At 70.4% G+C, this 14,469-nt stretch carries 13 protein-coding genes; 5 read left to right on the top strand and 8 right to left on the bottom strand.

The features are described 5' to 3' along the window. Positions 1-768: 768 nt before the first annotated feature. Positions 769-978, bottom strand: coding sequence for a DUF397 domain-containing protein (locus ACIBKX_RS35645; RefSeq protein WP_363277122.1), 210 nt, complete (start codon positions 976-978; stop codon positions 769-771). Between the two features lie 16 nt (positions 979-994). Then, positions 995-1,852 (bottom strand): helix-turn-helix transcriptional regulator, encoded by an 858-nt coding sequence (locus ACIBKX_RS35640; protein ID WP_363277123.1) that lies wholly within the window; start codon positions 1,850-1,852, stop codon positions 995-997. A gap of 250 nt (positions 1,853-2,102) precedes the next feature. Between ACIBKX_RS35640 and ACIBKX_RS35635 the strand changes: the two genes are divergently transcribed. Continuing rightward, on the top strand, positions 2,103-2,516 hold the full coding sequence (locus ACIBKX_RS35635; RefSeq protein WP_363277124.1) for an ATP-binding protein: 414 nt from the start codon (positions 2,103-2,105) through the stop codon (positions 2,514-2,516). A 116-nt stretch (positions 2,517-2,632) separates the two neighbouring features. On the opposite strand, the gene ACIBKX_RS35630 is transcribed toward ACIBKX_RS35635, so the two are convergent. Continuing rightward, positions 2,633-3,790 (bottom strand): acyl-CoA dehydrogenase, encoded by a 1,158-nt coding sequence (locus ACIBKX_RS35630; RefSeq protein WP_363277125.1) that lies wholly within the window; start codon positions 3,788-3,790, stop codon positions 2,633-2,635. Between the two features lie 188 nt (positions 3,791-3,978). On the opposite strand from ACIBKX_RS35630, the gene ACIBKX_RS35625 reads away from it, so the two are divergent. Next, positions 3,979-5,322: a UDP-glucose/GDP-mannose dehydrogenase family protein gene (locus tag ACIBKX_RS35625; RefSeq protein WP_363277126.1), complete on the top strand. Its 1,344-nt coding sequence runs from the start codon at positions 3,979-3,981 to the stop codon at positions 5,320-5,322. Between the two features lie 31 nt (positions 5,323-5,353). Here the strand turns inward: ACIBKX_RS35625 and ACIBKX_RS35620 are convergent, their stop codons facing one another. Next, positions 5,354-5,935 carry a CGNR zinc finger domain-containing protein gene (locus tag ACIBKX_RS35620; protein WP_363277127.1) on the bottom strand — a complete coding sequence of 194 codons (582 nt, stop codon included), beginning with the start codon at positions 5,933-5,935 and terminating at the stop codon, positions 5,354-5,356. 87 nt (positions 5,936-6,022) lie between these two features. Between ACIBKX_RS35620 and ACIBKX_RS35615 the strand changes: the two genes are divergently transcribed. Then, entirely contained in the window at positions 6,023-6,391 is a 369-nt protein-coding gene (locus ACIBKX_RS35615) for a VOC family protein (RefSeq protein ID WP_363277128.1), read from the top strand. 163 nt (positions 6,392-6,554) lie between these two features. On the opposite strand, the gene ACIBKX_RS35610 is transcribed toward ACIBKX_RS35615, so the two are convergent. Continuing rightward, positions 6,555-7,673 (bottom strand): dipeptidase, encoded by a 1,119-nt coding sequence (locus ACIBKX_RS35610; protein ID WP_363277129.1) that lies wholly within the window; start codon positions 7,671-7,673, stop codon positions 6,555-6,557. A 197-nt stretch (positions 7,674-7,870) separates the two neighbouring features. Further along, complete coding sequence (locus ACIBKX_RS35605; protein WP_363277130.1) at positions 7,871-9,229, bottom strand: LCP family protein; 1,359 nt, start codon at positions 9,227-9,229, stop codon at positions 7,871-7,873. Positions 9,230-9,358: 129 nt separating this feature from the next. Here ACIBKX_RS35605 and ACIBKX_RS35600 point away from each other — a divergent pair, with 129 nt between their 5' ends. After that, a complete protein-coding gene (locus ACIBKX_RS35600; RefSeq protein WP_363277131.1) occupies positions 9,359-9,907 on the top strand; it encodes an acyl-CoA thioesterase in 549 nt (182 codons plus the stop codon). Positions 9,908-10,049: 142 nt separating this feature from the next. Here ACIBKX_RS35600 and ACIBKX_RS35595 read toward each other — a convergent pair whose 3' ends face one another. Then, a complete protein-coding gene (locus ACIBKX_RS35595) occupies positions 10,050-11,411 on the bottom strand; it encodes an LCP family protein (RefSeq protein ID WP_399376955.1) in 1,362 nt (453 codons plus the stop codon). A gap of 243 nt (positions 11,412-11,654) precedes the next feature. On the opposite strand from ACIBKX_RS35595, the gene ACIBKX_RS35590 reads away from it, so the two are divergent. After that, a complete protein-coding gene (locus ACIBKX_RS35590) occupies positions 11,655-12,695 on the top strand; it encodes a glycosyltransferase family 2 protein (protein ID WP_363277133.1) in 1,041 nt (346 codons plus the stop codon). A 61-nt stretch (positions 12,696-12,756) separates the two neighbouring features. On the opposite strand, the gene ACIBKX_RS35585 is transcribed toward ACIBKX_RS35590, so the two are convergent. Next, complete coding sequence (locus ACIBKX_RS35585) at positions 12,757-14,403, bottom strand: LCP family protein (RefSeq protein ID WP_363277134.1); 1,647 nt, start codon at positions 14,401-14,403, stop codon at positions 12,757-12,759. Positions 14,404-14,469: the final 66 nt, after the last annotated feature.

Raw genomic sequence — 14,469 nt, 5'->3', positions numbered from 1 at the left:
ACCGACCGTCCGCCTGACCGACCGACCGCCCTCCCGCCTGACCGACCGCCCTCCCGCCTGACCGCCCGCCCGACCACCTGACCGCCCGGCCGCCTGACCGCCCGCCCGACCACCTGACCGCCCGGCCGCCTGACCGCCCGGCCGCCTGACCGCCCGCCCGACCACCTGACCGCCCGACCACCTGACCGCCCGACCACCTGACCGCCCGCCCGCCCGACCGACCGCCTGACCGGGCGCGTCCGTGGCCGACCGAGCTGCCCCGCACGGACCGGACCGGACCGCACCCGCCTCTCCTGTCTGCCCTCCTGTCCGGCGGCGCCTGGAACGAACTGGTCCGCACCCGCCAGGACACCCGGCACCGCACCGGAGCGCAGCCGGCAGGCGGGGTCGCGCCTCCTCCTGTGACCTGGGCTGCTCCGAACCAGTCCGCACCGGCCAGGAGACCCGGCACCGCACCGGAGCGCAGCCGGCTGGCGGGGTCGCGCCTCCTCCTGTGACCTGGGCTGCTCCGAACCAGTCCGCAGACGGCAGGACACCCGGCACCGCACCGGTCCTCCCCGTGAGCCCCACCCCCTGGGCCGCCCGGTCAAGAAGGTCTCTGCGGTGGAGGTGGGCCTGTCAAGGGTGGAGCGCAAGCGGAATCGGCGAAGCCGACGCCCGTAGGGCGCCCTTTACAGGGGCGCCGGAACCGCCACACTCCGGAGCACCGGGCGGCCCCGGTCACCATCTCGACGCAGGCTCAGCGAAGTCGCCCTCCGACGTCCGCTCTTAAGCGGACGCGGCGTCGCTGATGCTGCCCGACCGTGCTGCGCGCAGCAGCGCCTGCAGGGAGGTGCGGGTCGTGCGGAGTACCGCGTGCGGGGCGTCGGACTCGCGTAGGAGGACTGCTTCCCTGTCGAGGGCCGTGGCCAGCTCGATGCAGTCCCGGTTGGCCTCGTCACCCGAGAAGCTGGACTTCTGCCACACGAGTCCCGGCACGCTGCTCCTCCGTCGTTCAAAGCCGCTGAATCGCGTCCTTGAGGAGGTTCAGCGACTGTCCGGGGCCGAGGGCCATGGCCCTCAGTTGGTCGAACATGAGTCTATACGCGGCTACTTGGGCCTCATCCTCGACGTACAGGGAGGACATGGCGGTCTCGGCCCGCACCACATCCATGCCCGGATCGGGCATGCCGACGATCCCGAACGGGCCGTTCACGCCTCGGTGCGAGTCGACCGTGTACGGAAGGATCTGCACGGTCACGTGTTCCCGCTGAGCCATCTCGGAGAGGTGCCGCAGCTGTCCACGCATGACATCCGGCCCGCCGAACTTCCCGTGCAGTACGGCTTCGTAGAGAATCACCCAGAGTTCAGGCGGACGGTCGGCGTCGTCCAGGATCTTCTGTCGCTGCCGTCGCCCGCGCACATGGTCGTCCAACTCGCCCTCAGGGGCATCGAGTCGGCCGCGCTGGAAGAGGACCCGCATGTATTCAGGGGTCTGCAACAGGCCCGGCACCAGGATCGTCTCCCAGGAGTGCAGGCTCACCGCCTTCGACTCCATCTCGGCGAGGTCGACGAAGCCTGGCGGCAGCATATTCTCGTACTGGTTCCACCAGTTCCGCCGACGCCCTTCGCGGGCCATCTCGGCCAGGGCCTGAGCGATGTCGTCCTGGGCCGCTCCGTATGCGTGGAGCAGCGCTCTCAGCTCCACGGATCGGATCCCGCTCATGCCTGTCTCGATGCGGCTGATCTTCCCTTTGCTGCATTCGAGCACCTCGGCGGCTTGCTCGCCGGAGAGCCCGGCTGCCTCGCGCAGGCGGCGCAGCTCAGTGCCCAGACGCTTCTGCCGAACTGTCGGATTCTTCCTGGGTGGCATTCGACTCCCTTGCGTGTAGCGCTAGTTGAGTCTTCCGGCGCGTTGTGAATCCGTCTAGTCACACGGTCGTGTGAACTCACCGCAGAATGTTGCACCTTTAGAAGTCGCACTTCTACTTTCGAGGGGAGCGCTCACCCCCGCGCACCTCATGACCCCGGAAGAGCACCTCCACCGCACCCCAAGCGGCCGGAGATACCGCCACCGCATGAGAGCGCGGCCCATCGGTCCTTCCCAGAAAGGGAGTTCAGTCATGGACAGCCTCTTGCCCCCGGCGTCGGGTGACGCGTGGGAGTACTGCCTCACCCTCCCGCACACGGCCATCGGCCCCGGCGTGGCCCGCAGCACGGTCCGGGCGATCCTCACGCGCCACGCACTGGCCGGCCTCGCGGACACCGCCGAGCTGCTGACCAGCGAGCTGTGCGGCAACGCGTATCGCTACTCCGCCGGCCCCGTGGCCGTACGGGTGCGCTGGCGGGACGGCACGCTGCACGTAGGCGTCCGGGACGGCAGCGGAGCGCTGCCCTGTCCGACGGGCGAGGGAATGGCTCACGACCGGGAAGGCGGGCGGGGGCTTCTGTTGGTGAGCCGGTGCGCGCAGGCCTGGGGGAGCAGGGCGGCTCCGCCGGGGCCGGGGAAGGTGACGTGGTTCGAGCTGCGGGCGTGACTTCCGGGCGTTGCGGCGGCGTGCCTCGGCGCTGTCGCAAACGTGCGTCGCCCTCCCCCGAAGCCGGGAGAGGGCGACATCTCGTACCGCTGAAGCGAGCCGAAGCGAGCCGTCGGTTACGGCAGGTTCCGCGCCATCACGATCCGCTGGACCTGGTTGGTGCCCTCGTAGATCTGCGTGATCTTCGCGTCGCGCATCATCCGCTCGACGGGGTAGTCACGGGTGTAGCCGTAGCCGCCGAGCAGCTGGACGGCGTCCGTGGTGACCTCCATCGCGACGTCCGAGGCGAAGCACTTGGCGGCCGCGCCCTGGAAGGTGAGGTCCGCGTCACCGCGCTCCGACTTGGCCGCCGCCGCGTACGTCAGCTGACGCGCGGCCTCGATCTTCATGGCCATGTCGGCGAGCATGAACTGCACGCCCTGGAAGTCGCCGATCGGCTTGCCGAACTGCTTGCGCTCCTTGACGTAGCCCTTGGCGTAGTCGAGGGCGCCCTGCGCGATGCCGAGCGCCTGGGCCGCGATCGTGATGCGGGTGTGGTCCAGGGTCTTCATCGCCGTGGCGAAGCCCGTGCCCTCCTCGCCGATCATGCGGTCGGCGGGGATGCGTACGTTGTCGAAGTAGACCTCGCGGGTCGGCGAGCCCTTGATGCCGAGCTTCTTCTCCGGGGCGCCGAAGGAGACACCCTCGTCCGACTTCTCGACGACGAAGGCGGAGATGCCCTTCGAGCGCTTGGTCGGGTCGGTGACGGCCATCACCGTGTAGTACTCGCTGACGCCCGCGTTGGTGATCCAGCGCTTCACGCCGTTGAGGACCCAGAAGTCGCCGTCGCGGACGGCCTTCGTCTTCATGCCGGCCGCGTCCGAACCCGCGTCGGGCTCGCTCAGGCAGTACGAGAACATGCCCTCGCCCTTGGCGAGCGGCGTCATGTACTTCTTCTTCAGCTCCTCGGAGCCGGAGAGGATGACCGGCAGCGAGCCCAGCTTGTTCACGGCGGGGATCAGGGAGGACGAGGCGCAGACGCGGGCCACCTCCTCGATCACGATGACCGTGGCGAGCGCGTCGGCACCGGCGCCGCCGAAGCTCTCCGGTACGTGCACCGCGTGCAGGTCGTTCGCGACGAGGGCGTCGAGCGCCTCCTGCGGGAAGCGGGCCTCCTCGTCGACGGCCGCGGCGAACGGCGCGATCTTCGCCTCGGACAGCGAACGGATCGCGTCGCGGAGCATGTCGTGCTCCTCGGACGGGCGGTACAGGTCGAAATCAGCCGATCCGGCCAAGGTCTCTCACGCTCCAAGGACGCTAATTACCGTTAAGTAACCCAAATTTTAGAGGTCGGCTCACGAGACGGATACGTGAGCTTCCTGACAGCGGGCGTCGAGCAGGGGACAACGGCGGAAACGTGCCCCGTCACAGGCCCGACTATGCTCGGGCAGCGCACCGACGCCGCAGACCTCTGGAGTACCGCATGGCCCTCAAGATCACCGTGATCGGCACCGGCTATCTCGGCGCCACGCACGCCGCGGCCATGGCCGAGCTCGGCTTCGAGGTGCTGGGGCTCGACGTCGTACCCGAGAAGATCGAGATGCTGCAGCGGGGCGAGGTCCCGATGTACGAGCCCGGTCTCGAGGAGCTGCTGCGCAAGCACGTCGCCGGGATCGAGGGGTCGAGCGGGCGGCTGCGCTTCACCATGGACTGGGCAGAGGTCGCCGCCTTCGGCGACGTGCACTTCCTCTGCGTGAACACCCCGCAGAAGCACGGCGAGTACGCCTGCGACATGAGCTACGTGGACAGCGCGTTCGCGCAGCTCGCCCCGCATCTGACGCGGCCCGCGCTCGTCATCGGCAAGTCCACGGTGCCGGTCGGTTCCGCGGACCGCCTCGCGCGCGAGCTGGCGGCTGCCGCGCCGGTGGGCGCGGAGGCGGAGCTGGCCTGGAACCCGGAGTTCCTGCGGGAGGGCTTCGCCGTGCAGGACACGCTGCACCCCGACCGGATCGTGGTCGGCGTACGCAGCGCGCACGCGGAGAAGCTCCTTCGCGAGGTGTACGCGGGTCCGATCGGCGAGGGCTCGCCCTTCGTCGTGACGGACTTCTCGACCGCCGAGCTGGTGAAGACCTCCGCGAACTCCTTCCTCGCCACGAAGATCTCCTTCATCAACGCCATGGCGGAGCTGTGCGAGGCCGCGGGCGGCGACGTGGTGAAGCTGGCGGAGGCGCTCGGGTACGACGACCGGATCGGCAAGAAGTTCCTGCGGGCCGGTATTGGTTTTGGTGGTGGCTGTCTGCCCAAGGACATCCGGGCGTTCATGGCGCGGGCGGGGGAGCTGGGCGCGGACCAGGCGCTGACGTTCCTCCGTGAGATCGACTCCATCAACATGCGGCGGCGTGGGCAGATGGTCGAGATGGCGCGTGAGGCCCTTGGCGGCGGCTCCTTCCTCGGCAAGCGGGTCGCTGTGCTGGGTGCCACCTTCAAGCCCGACTCGGACGACGTCCGCGACTCGCCCGCACTGAACGTCGCCGGGCAGATCCACCTTCAGGGCGGTCAGGTCACGGTGTACGACCCCAAGGGCATGGGCAACGCGCGCCGCCTCTTCCCGACGCTCGGCTACGCGGAGTCGGCGGTGGAGGCGGTCCGGGGCGCGGACGTGGTCCTGCACCTGACGGAGTGGCGCGAGTTCCGCGAGCTGGACGCGGCGGCACTGGGTGAGGTGGCTTCGGCGAAGCTGATCCTGGACGGCCGCAACGCGCTGGACCCTGCGGTGTGGCGTGCCGCCGGCTGGACGTACCGGGGGATGGGCCGTCCGTCCGCATAGCGCGGGGCTTGGGCGGGTCTCTCCCGCGCGGTTACCCCGCGTCTCGGTTGCGCCGAACAGGCCTTTCCCGTCCGCCCGCCCGATTTCCCTGCATCTCCCCCGCACCCTTCCGCGCCCGATAGGCCCGCATCTTCGCCCGGGCCCCGCACACCCCCATGTCGCACCACCGGCTCCGGCCCGCCGGGCTGCGGTCGTAGTACGCCCAGTGGCAGTCCGGCGCCTCGCACGCCTTCAGCCGCTCCCATGTCCCCGTGGCGACGCCCTCCGCGATGGCCGCCGCGACCCGTGAGACAAGGGCGGACGGCTCGGCGGGGGCCAGTGACGCCGAGCCGTCGGCCTCCGTCACCGTCACCAACAGCGGCGCCCCCGCCAGGAGTCGGCTCAGCCCTGCCGCAGGCGCGCCCGCGTGCGGCCCGTGCCCCGCATGGGCCAGGCACGCCACCCGCAGCGCCTCCCGCAACTCCCGCGCCCCCGCCACCTCACCGGCCGTCAGCGAGAACCGTCCCCGCCCCTCCGCCGTGTCGAGCGCGTCCGCGCCCGACTCCAGGTCCAACGTGTTCACCAGCGCCTGGACCAGCGCGAGACCGCCGGGAGCGGGTGCCCTGTCATTCATGGTTGCGACGTTACCTCCAATGCGGGAACATGGAGTAACCGTTACCGCTACAAGGCCGTTGCCGGTAACCCGACCGAGGAGACACCCATGCCCCTCGCCAAATTCGGCGCCGTCGTGCTCGACTGTCCCGACCCCCTGGCCCTCGCCACCTTCTATGCCGCCCTGCTCGGCGGCACACCCAAGGACGACGGCGACGGATGGGTGGACCTGGAGGGCAACGACGGCACGCCCCTCCAGTTCCAGCAAGCCCCCGGATTCGTCCCGCCGAAGTGGCCGTCCCCCGAGCAGTCACAGCAGTTCCACCTGGACCTCACGGTCCCGGCCGCGGAGCTGGACGACGTCGAGCGCCAGGTCCTCGCCCTCGGCGCCACCACGCTCGACGCGGCGGACCGCACCCGCAGCTTCCGGGTGTACGCGGACCCGGCGGGCCACCCCTTCTGCCTCTGCGCCGACTGAGGGGACCGGCCGTCCGGGACAAGGGACGCGCCCAGGACCATGTACTGGCCCTGGGCGCTGAACCGCGAATCTGCTAAACCGCGAACCGCGAACCGCGAACCGCGAACCGCGAACCGCGAACCGCGGAACCGCGGAACCGCGGAACCGCGAAACCGCTCGAACGTCAGCCGGCCGCCTGCCGGCGCGTCCGCTCCTTCGCCGCCCGCGCGGTGAAGTCCGCCCCGCGCAACGCCCGTTGGACGTTGCCCCAGGTCAGCCTCGCCAGATCCGTCTCCGGCCAGTCGCGCTCGATGAGCTCGGCCACGAGATGCGGATAGCGCGAGGCGTCGGCAAGGCCCTCGGGGTGTGCGGCCCCCGTGTCGTACGTGCCCGCGAGGCCCACGCACTCCGGGCCCGCGAGCGCCCGTACATGGTCGAGGTGGTCCGCCACCTCACCGATCGAGGCACCTGTCCGCTCGGCGGCCAGCGGCACCAGGCACAGGCCCTTGGCCTCGCCGAGCGCGGTCAGTACGTCGTCGGGGAGATTCCCCGGGGCGTCGCGCAGCGCACGGGCCCCGGAGCCGACGAACAGCACGGGCGACCGGGAGAGCGTGAGCACCCGGTGCGCCACCGCGTCGGACGCGCCGGCGAGATCGGCCAGCACCCCGAGCCGGTTCAGCTCGCGCACGACCTCCTCGCCGAACGGGCTCAGCCCCTCCGGGCCGGCCCAGTCCGTGCCGGCCAGCGTGAGCGAGCACAGGCCGAGGTCTCGCAGCGCCCGCAGCGTGGCCAGCGAGTCGCCGATGGCGGCGCCCCGCGCGGGGCCGATCAGGGCGGCGATACGGCCGCAGTGCCGGGCGTCCACCGCCTCGGACGCGGTACGGGCGAGCCGCAGCCCCTCCGCGTGGTCGGCGACGACATGCTTGACGAGGTCGAGCTGTTCGAGGGTCGCCCCGAGGGCATGGTCACCGCTGAGGTGCTCGGGCACGTGCACGGACCAGAACTGCGCCCCGACGCCGCCCGCCCGCAGCCGCGGCACATCCCCCTCCACCCCGCTGTCGCCGAGTTCCAGGTCGCACCAGGGCAGCTCGCGCAGCGCCCCGGGCAGTCCGCTGCAGCCGTCGGCGACGGGGTGCGCGGCGAGCAGCGCGCGGGCCCTCCGGAGCGGGTCGGGCCGGGGGTCCGGCGCGGACGCGGGGTCGGGTGATGACTCGGATATGGCGGGTGGGGCGGCCTCCGCGAGGGGCTGGTCAAGATCCCCGGCCTCGGCGGTGGTGTTGAGTTCGACCTGCAGGTCTGCCATGGCATTGCTCCGGACTTCAGGGTGGCAGTCGACTCCACCGTGACACGCGGAAGCCGCCCCTTCGCGGCAGACGAAGCGTTCGGGGTACAGCCAAGTCCGACGGCACCTGGAAGGCGCGTCCGGCAGCACGCGAAGGGGCCCCGCCGATGCACCGGCGGGGCCCCGTCCACGTACGGAAGAAGTACGGCAGCAGAGCCTCAGTCGCTCGACACCGTCACCTTCTCGTCGTTGTTCAGCTGCGAGACCAGCTGCTTGACCTTGGCCTTGTCCCACAGCAGGTTGCCGCCGGTGGAGCCCGCGAGCGGCATGTTCATCGACTTGCCGTCGCCGCCCGTGACGCCCTTCATCGCCCAGAACATGGACGCCACGTCGAACAGGCCCATGTCCTTGTCGACGATCAGCGTGTCCAGGCCCGCGCCCATCGTGGGGTAGAGCTTGAAGGGGTTCATGACCGTGCCCGGCGTCGCCGCCTGGTTGGCGAGGGCCGCGAGGAACTTCTGCTGGTTCTTCGTACGGTCCAGGTCGCTGCCCGGCAGGGCGTAGCGGGTGCGGACGAAGGCGAGGGCCTGCTGGCCGTCGAGGGTCTGCTTGCCCGCCTCGAAGTCGGCGCCGGACTTCTCGTCCTTGAAGCCCTTGGGGATGTCCATCTCGACGCCGCCGACCGCGTCCACGATCTTGGCGAAGCCGCCGAAGCCGATCTCCGCGTAGTGGTCGATCCGCAGGCCGGTGTTGAACTCGACGGTGCGGACGAGCAGCTCGGGGCCGTCCTCCGTGTATGCGGCATTGAGCTTTGTCTGGCGGCCCGTGTTCGGATAGAGCTTGCCGGACTCAGCTCCCTTGAAGGACGGGATCGTCACGTTCGAGTCGCGGGGCAGCGAGATCATCGTGTTCCCGCCGTCGTCCGCGACGTGCAGGATCATCATCGAGTCCGTGCGTTTACCCTTCACCGAACCGGTGTGGAGCTTTTCCTTTTCCTCTTCGGACATACCGGCACGGCTGTCCGAACCCACGATCAGGTAATTGGTCCCCGCGCCGCCCTCGGGCCGCTCGATGACCTTGGAGAGGTCGACCTCGCGCTTGAGCTTGGAGTCGGCCCAGAAGTACGTGCCGACCGAGACCGCGAGCAGCACCACGATCAGTGTGAGCGAGCCGATCTTGATGCGGCGGCGCCAGTTCGGGGCGGGGCGCTGCGGGCGGGTGCCGTCGCCGTAGCCGTCGTCACGGCCGCCGCGGCCGTTTCCGTTGCCGTTCGGGCTGCCGTAGACCTGGCCGGTGTTGTAGCCGCTGTCGTACCCGCCGTTGTCGTAGCCGTCGTCGTACGTGTTCTGGCGGGGCGTCCGGGGCTCGAACATGTCGTCGCGTGCGTCGCCGTACCGCTGGCCGGACCCGTCGTCGTACCCCGGCTGCTGGGGGACTCCTCCCGGCTGCTGGCCCGGCCGGCCGGAGCCGCCGCCGCGCTGGACATGCCGCATCGCGCGGGCGCCCTCAGGCTGTGCGCTCCCGCTGCCGCGGCCGTATCCCCGGCCGCCACCCTGGTCGTCAGGCCAATCGCTCATGTGGCCCAGTGTGCAGGTTCAAGGAGTGCGCCTCACAGGGCGGGCGGGATTTCGGTTCAGGGCTGTTGCAGAGCTGATGCAAAGCGGCCCGGCAGGGCCCGGACATACGTCCGACATAGGGTGGACCCCATGACAGACCTGGCCCCTGGCACGGAATCGGAGATTCCGGGCAAGCCGACTTCGGCGTCCCGTACGACTCTCAGCCACATCATGACGCACAACGACACCAACCTCCTCGGAACGGTGCACGGCGGCGTGATCATGAAATTGGTGGACGACGCGGCGGGGGCCGTCGCCGGACGCCACTCGGGCGGGCCCGCCGTCACCGCGTCCATGGACGAGATGGCCTTCCTTGAGCCGGTGCGGGTCGGCGACCTCGTCCATGTGAAGGCGCAGGTCAACTGGACCGGCCGCTCCTCCATGGAGGTGGGCGTCCGGGTCCTCGCCGAGCGGTGGAACGAGTCGACGCCGGCGCAGCAGGTGGGCTCCGCCTATCTCGTCTTCGCGGCGGTGGACGCGGACGGGAAGCCGCGGATGGTGCCGCCGGTCCTCCCGGAGACCGAGCGCGACCGGCGGCGCTACCAGGAGGCCCAGATCCGCCGCACACACCGCCTCGCGCGGCGCCGGGCGATCAAGGAGCTGCGGCAGAACAGGGCGGCGGAGGGGCTCGACGACTGATCCGGGGCGGCGGAGGGGCTCGACGGCTGGTCCGGGGCGGCGGAGGGGCTCGACGGCTGGCCCGGGGCGGCGGAGGGGCTCGACGACTGATCCGGGGCGGCGCAAGCGGTCGACGGCCGAGCGCCCGCCCGCGCCAGGACAGCTACCTGCACACCGCCTGATCCCCGGTGATCGCCCCGAACTCGCCCTGATAGGCGTCCTCCGCCCGCACCGGCCGCACCTTCTTGAAGTCCTGCCCGGCCAGCACCTTCAGCGTCGCGCCCTGGCCCTTGACCGCCCGCAGCTGCGCGCCCGGCAGCGCCGCCGCGAGGGATCTCGCCGAGCGGTCCCAGCGAGGGTCGTACGCGACGACCGTGCGCGCCAGCGGCTTGCCCGCCGCATTGCCCGGCGCCCGCGTCGTACGGAACCCGGTGGACCGCAGCGCGCTGTCGACCTGCTTGCCCAGGCCCGGCCTGCCCGTCGCGTTGTCGACCTGCACCCGGATCTGCTGCGGCGACACGTCCACGACGGCGGCATGGCGCCTGGGGTTGTGCGCGGCGAGCGGCCGGTCCTCGCGCAGCGCCTTGAAGAGCTTCCCGGACTTCTTCGGGTCCCACCTCAGAGTCGACCCGATGCCCGGCACGTTCACGCCCCGGCTGCGCAGCGGCACGGTGGTGAACTCCGACGACCGCGGCGAGAAGCCCCGCATCGCCCGGCCGAGCGCGAGGATCTCGTTCGTGCCGAAACCCTTGTCCGCGCGGACCGAGCCGAGCAGCGTCCGGCTCACGTCCCGGAACTTCAGCGGATTGAGCAGCACGCCACCACTGGTCACCTTGGAGATCAGCGCGGCGAGGAACCGCTGCTGGCGCTGCATCCGGCCGAGGTCGGACGAGCCGTCGACGTGCCGGGTGCGGACGTACTGGAGGGCCTGTCCGCCGTTCAGCCTGTGGGTGCCGACGGACAGATCGAGTCCGGTGTACGAGTCCTTGAGCGGGCGGGTGGTGCAGACCTCCACGCCGCCGATCACGTCCACCGTCTTCATGAAGCTGGTGAAGTCGACCTCCATGTAGTGGTCGATCTTGACCTTCGTCATGTTCTCGACGGTCCGCACGGTGAGATTGGGTCCGCCCTCCGCGTACGCCGCGTTCATCTTGACCGGGTGGGCCTTGTGCCGGTCGCCCGAGTTCTGGTCGGTGTGCGGCGGCATCTCCGCGTAGCTGTCGCGCGGCAGGCTCACCACGCTCGCGCGCTCCCGGTCCTCCGAGATGTGCACGATCATGATCGTGTCCGTGCAGTGGCAGGGCGCCCCGCCGAGCCGGTACTTCTCCTTCTCCGCCTTGGTGATCTTGTCGCGCCCGTCGGTGCCGACGAGCAGGACGTTCATCCCGTTGCCCGCCGCCGGCCGGTTCTTCATGTCCTTGAAGGCGTCGACCCGGTCGATCTCGGTGTCCAGGCTGGTCACGACCCCGTGCCCGATCCCGGCCGCCGCGAGCACCGTCACGGAGAAGGTGGTCGCCACCCGCATGGCCCAGCGTGGTCGCCTCCCCCGTACGGCCGAGCGGGGCGCCTGCTTCCGGGACGCGGCAGGGCGCGGGGGACGCGGGCCGTGCGGCGGCGGAGCGGTGGGGCGGCGGGGCGGTGTGGGCACGAGGGGGACACCTCCGCGGTGACGGGGAACGCGAGAACCGTAGGCCCATACGATCTGCGGCCCGGGTAGTGACCCGGCGGCGCGCGCCGGTGTCCCCCATTCGCGGTAACGTGACGCCTGATGAACGCGACGCCCGATGTGCAGCTTCCTGCCGTATCCGTGATCATGCCGGTGCTCAACGAGGAACGGCATCTGCGTGCTGCCGTCACCGCCATCCTTGAGCAGGAGTACGACGGTGAGATGGAGGTCGTCGTAGCGCTCGGCCCCTCCACGGACCGGACCGACGAGATCGCCGCCGAACTGGTCGCCGAGACGGCCGGCCACCGCGCGCGCGTCCAGACGGTCCCGAATCCCACCGGTCGTACGCCCGCGGCGCTGAACGCCGCCATCAAGGCATCGAGTCACCCGATCGTGGTCCGCGTCGACGGCCACGCCAGCCTCTCGCCCGGCTACATCGAGACGGCCGTCCGCCTCCTGGAGGAGACCGGCGCGCAGAACGTCGGCGGCATCATGCACGCCGAGGGCGAGAACGCCTGGGAGGACGCGGTCGCCGCCGCCATGACGTCGAAGATCGGCGTGGGCAACGCGGCGTTCCACACCGGCGGCGAGGCCCAGCAGGCCGAAACCGTGTATCTGGGTGTCTTCCGGCGCGAGGCCCTTGAGCAGCAGGGCGGATACAACGAGGAGTTCATCCGCGCCCAGGACTGGGAGCTGAACTTCCGCATCCGCGAGGCCGGCGGCCTCATCTGGTTCTCGCCCGAGCTGAAGGTGCAGTACCGACCGCGGCCTTCGGTGCGCGCCCTCGCCAAGCAGTACAAGGACTACGGCCGCTGGCGGCACGTCGTCGCCCGCTACCACGAGGGCTCCATCAACCTGCGCTATCTCGCGCCGCCGACCGCCGTGTGCGCGATCGCGGCGGGCGTCGTCGTGGGTGCCCTGGTGACTCCCTGGGGCTTCGTCGTCCCCGCCGGCTATCTCGCGGCGATCACGGCGGGCTCGCTGCCCGCGGGCAAGGGCCTGCCGCTGAAGGCGCGCCTGCAGATCCCGGTGGCGCTCGCGACGATGCACATGTCGTGGGGCTGGGGCTTCCTGACCAGCCCGCGCTCGCTCGCCAAGAAGGTCATCGCCTCCCGGCGCCCGGCTGTCCTCAGCGAGGCCTGAGAACAGCCGGTGGGCCCGAGAGGGAACTGCCGGACGGACGACCCGGACCGCCTGGGAGCTGCTACTCCCAGGTGAAGTCCGGGTCCACGTGCATGCACGCCTTCTTGTCCGAGCCGTTGAGCGCGTCCGCCGAGTCCGGCGTCTTGTCGTCGTCCTTCGACGCCGACTTGGGATAGGTGTTCCCCTCCCGCCAGTCGGCGCCCACGACGAGCGTGACACCGGAGACGTCCGTGGACCGCTCCACCGAACGCAGCGGAATCCCGAGGGACTTGGCGATCCGCTGGGCGTCGCCCTCCAGCTCCGCGCTCGGGAACTTGACGACCGTCTTCTCCTCGGCGAGCACCGTCGTCGTGTCGGCCGCCGCCTTGCCGAAGCCCTTGCCGGTGAGCAGCTGGGTCACCGTGTTCGCGCGGCCGGACGCGGGCGGCTCGGTGTCGCTGCGGGTGCCGTTCTGCACCTGTACGGCGATCTCCGCGTCCGGCGCCGCAGGATCGTCCGAGAGCTTCTCCTTGGCCGGTTTCTTCTTCTTGCCCTTGCCGTCCAGCGAGACGTCGTCGCGTACGAGACGGAAGAGCTGCTCGGCGTCGCCCGGCTTCGGGATGACGCGCGCACCGACGTACTCGAAGGGCATCGTCGTCATCGTGGTGCGCTCCGGCGGCACCTTCTTGAGCTCGTTGCTGAGGTCGTAGAGCTTCTTGACGCTGCCGAGGCCCTCGTCGACCTTGAGCGCGCTGGTGGCCGTCTCGGCGAGCTTGCGCAGCTTGTTGGGGCTGCTCAGATTGGCGTTCTCGCGCAGCTCCCGCACGAGCGCGTTCATGTACATGTGCTGGGCCTTGGCGCGGCTGATGTCGGTGCCGCCGTCGAAGCCGTAGCGGGTGCGCAGCCACTGGAGGGCCTGCTTGCCCTTGATGTAGGTGGTGCCCTCCTCGAGCTTCAGACCGGAGCCGTGGCCCTCGTTGTCGCGCGAGTAGATGTTGGCGTCCACACAGACCGGTACGCCGCCGATCGCGTCGGCCATGGAGACGACACCCGAGAAGTCGACCTCCATGAAGTGGTCGATGTGGATGTTGGTGAGCTTCTCCCAGGTGGCGACCGTGCAGCCGGGGCCGCCGCGGCCGAGCGTCTGGTTCGTCATCGTCCGCTGCGTCGACGCCTCGTACACCTTGCCGTCGTCCGGGTCGGTGCACTTGGGGATGTCGAGGAGGGTGTCGCGCGGCATGCTGATGACCGACATGTTGGTGCGGTCGGCCGAGAGATGCAGCAGCATCTGTACGTCGGCGAGCGGTGTCCCGCCGAACGTCTCCTTGGCCCCGCCGAGCTTCTGGTTTTCCTTGGAGTCCCGCGCGTCCGAGCCGATCAGGAGGATGTTCAGCGGGGTCTGGCCCGCCGCGTTCGGCGTGGGCTCGGGGGCCCGGTGGTCGCCGAGGGTCAGATCGTCGGTCTCCAGATTGTTGTTCAGGTGCTGGTAGTACAGATATCCGGCGCCGGCCGTGCCAAGTATCAGTACCGACAGGACCGTTGCCGACCAACGGAGCACCCGCCGCTTGCGGCGCGGCGGCCGGCCCCCGCCGCCCCCACGGCGGTGCCGGTGCTTCCCGTCTCCCTCGGGCGGCGCGCCGCCCTCGTCCGGACTCCCGTCCTGGACCGCATCACTTGCGTGCGGGGCGCGTTCTCGCGCCCCCTCCCCACGCACGCTGCTTCTCCCCATCGCCTGCCCCTCCCCACCTAGCCCCCCAAGTACGGCCGTCCCGCGCCGTGTTAGACGCAGAACGGC

It is taken from the genome of Streptomyces sp. NPDC050658, from assembly GCF_044457025.1.
GTDB lineage: Bacteria > Actinomycetota > Actinomycetes > Streptomycetales > Streptomycetaceae > Streptomyces.
This window is presented reverse-complemented; position numbering and strand designations above follow the sequence as displayed.

Coding starts and splice junctions, on each gene's coding strand:
- ACIBKX_RS35640 (WP_363277123.1), bottom strand. CDS start 1,852: ATGCCACCCAGGAAGAATCCGACAGTTCGGCAGAAGCGTCTGGGCACT.
- ACIBKX_RS35635 (WP_363277124.1), top strand. CDS start 2,103: ATGGACAGCCTCTTGCCCCCGGCGTCGGGTGACGCGTGGGAGTACTGC.
- ACIBKX_RS35625 (WP_363277126.1), top strand. CDS start 3,979: ATGGCCCTCAAGATCACCGTGATCGGCACCGGCTATCTCGGCGCCACG.
- ACIBKX_RS35620 (WP_363277127.1), bottom strand. CDS start 5,935: ATGAATGACAGGGCACCCGCTCCCGGCGGTCTCGCGCTGGTCCAGGCG.
- ACIBKX_RS35615 (WP_363277128.1), top strand. CDS start 6,023: ATGCCCCTCGCCAAATTCGGCGCCGTCGTGCTCGACTGTCCCGACCCC.
- ACIBKX_RS35610 (WP_363277129.1), bottom strand. CDS start 7,673: ATGGCAGACCTGCAGGTCGAACTCAACACCACCGCCGAGGCCGGGGAT.
- ACIBKX_RS35605 (WP_363277130.1), bottom strand. CDS start 9,229: ATGAGCGATTGGCCTGACGACCAGGGTGGCGGCCGGGGATACGGCCGC.
- ACIBKX_RS35600 (WP_363277131.1), top strand. CDS start 9,359: ATGACAGACCTGGCCCCTGGCACGGAATCGGAGATTCCGGGCAAGCCG.
- ACIBKX_RS35595 (WP_399376955.1), bottom strand. CDS start 11,411: ATGCGGGTGGCGACCACCTTCTCCGTGACGGTGCTCGCGGCGGCCGGG.
- ACIBKX_RS35590 (WP_363277133.1), top strand. CDS start 11,655: ATGAACGCGACGCCCGATGTGCAGCTTCCTGCCGTATCCGTGATCATG.
- ACIBKX_RS35585 (WP_363277134.1), bottom strand. CDS start 14,403: ATGGGGAGAAGCAGCGTGCGTGGGGAGGGGGCGCGAGAACGCGCCCCG.